Here is a 1,680-nt window from a genome sequence, read left to right as displayed (position 1 = left end):
GATATCCCCGGTGTTGCTGTTATCCTGGGAAGCGCTCCTACAAAAGAGGAAGCAGTTGCCCTGGTTAAGAGCTATCAGGCACAGGGTATCCTGGTAACACTGGTCGGCGGTGTGATCGATCAGGTGGCAGAGGCAGGCATGAAGACAGGCGCAAACTTACGTGTTATCCCGCTGGGCAAAGACGTGACAAGCGTGATCCATGTAGTATCCGTTGCTTTAAGGGCAGCCCTTATCTTCGGAAACGTAACACCCGGTGATGCAGCAAACCTGATGAAATACACCTTTGAGCGTGTACCGGCATTCGTTAACGCATTCGCTCCTCTGGACGATGTGATCGTTGCCTGCGGCGCAGGTGCCATCGCACTGGGCTTCCCTGTTATCACAAACCAGGAAGGCGTATCCACAGTACCGAAGAGCCTGATCTTACAGCCGGATGTTTCCAAATTCAACGCTACATCCCTGGAAGCACGCGATATCAAGATCAAGATCACCAATATCGACATTCCGGTTGCATTCGCATCCGCATTCGAGGGTGAGATCATCCGCCGCGGTGACATGCAGGTAGAGTTCGACGGTTCCCGTGTAGACTGTGCAGAGCTTGTTCAGTCAGCAGAGGCTACAGAGATCGAAGACCACAAGATCACTGTGATCGGACCGGAAGCAGATGAGATGGAGCTGGGCAGCAAGAACAGCATTGCTTATGTTGTAAAAGTTGCAGGCAAGAACATGCAGTCTGACTTTGAACCGGTTATCGAGCGTAAGTTCCATAACTACATCAACTGTATCGAAGGTGTATACCACACAGGACAGCGTGATATGCAGCGTATCCGTATCAGCAAGGATGCATTCCATGCAGGATTCCGCCTGAAACATATCGGTGAAGTTCTGTACGCATCTGTTAAGAATGAATTTGACGCTGTTGTGGACAAATGTGAAGTTGTGATCTACACAGATCCTGCAGAGTGTAAGAGGATCCGTCACGAAGTGGCAGTTCCTACCTTCAACAAACGTGATGACCGTCTGAAATCCCTGACCGATGAGTCTGTAGACGTATACTACAGCTGTATCCTGTGCCAGGCATTCTCCCCGTCACACGTATGTGTGGTAACACCGGAACGTCTGGGCCTGTGCGGTGCCGTTTCATGGCTGGATGCAAAGGCGACCAACGAGCTGGATCCAAACGGACCATGCCAGGTTATCACAAAAGAAAAATGTATCGATGAGAGAATCGGTGAGTACGAGGATGTCAACGAAGCCGTACGCAAATTCTCCCAGGGTGCTCTGGAAGAGGTATCTCTGTACTCCATCATGGAAAAACCAATGACATCCTGTGGATGCTTTGAGTGTATCTGCGGTATCGAGCCGTTCTCCAACGGTGTAGTTATCACAAACCGTGAGTATGCGGGTATGACACCGCTTGGAATGACCTTTCCGGAACTGGCATCCATGACAGGCGGCGGTGTACAGACACCGGGCTTCATGGGCCATGGAAAGCATTTCATCGGTTCCAAGAAGTTCATGAAGGCAGAGGGTGGTATCGAGAGGATCGTCTGGATGCCGAAAGAGCTGAAAGAATTTGTTGCTGAGAGACTGAACCAGACAGCAAAAGAATTATACGGTATCGACAACTTCACAGACATGGTTGGTGATGAGACCATCGCAACAGATCCGGAAGAATTA

At 50.2% G+C, this 1,680-nt stretch carries 1 protein-coding gene; it reads left to right on the top strand.

All coding sequences use genetic code 11. The features are described 5' to 3' along the window. Window positions 1-1,680: acetyl-CoA decarbonylase/synthase complex subunit alpha/beta (gene acsB, locus MUB35_RS30320; protein ID WP_244807377.1), on the top strand; the 1,680-nt coding region annotated here is incomplete at both ends.

The sequence above is a fragment of the Blautia sp. NSJ-175 genome (genome assembly GCF_022867815.1).
Taxonomy (GTDB): domain Bacteria; phylum Bacillota; class Clostridia; order Lachnospirales; family Lachnospiraceae; genus Blautia; species Blautia celeris.
This window is presented reverse-complemented; position numbering and strand designations above follow the sequence as displayed.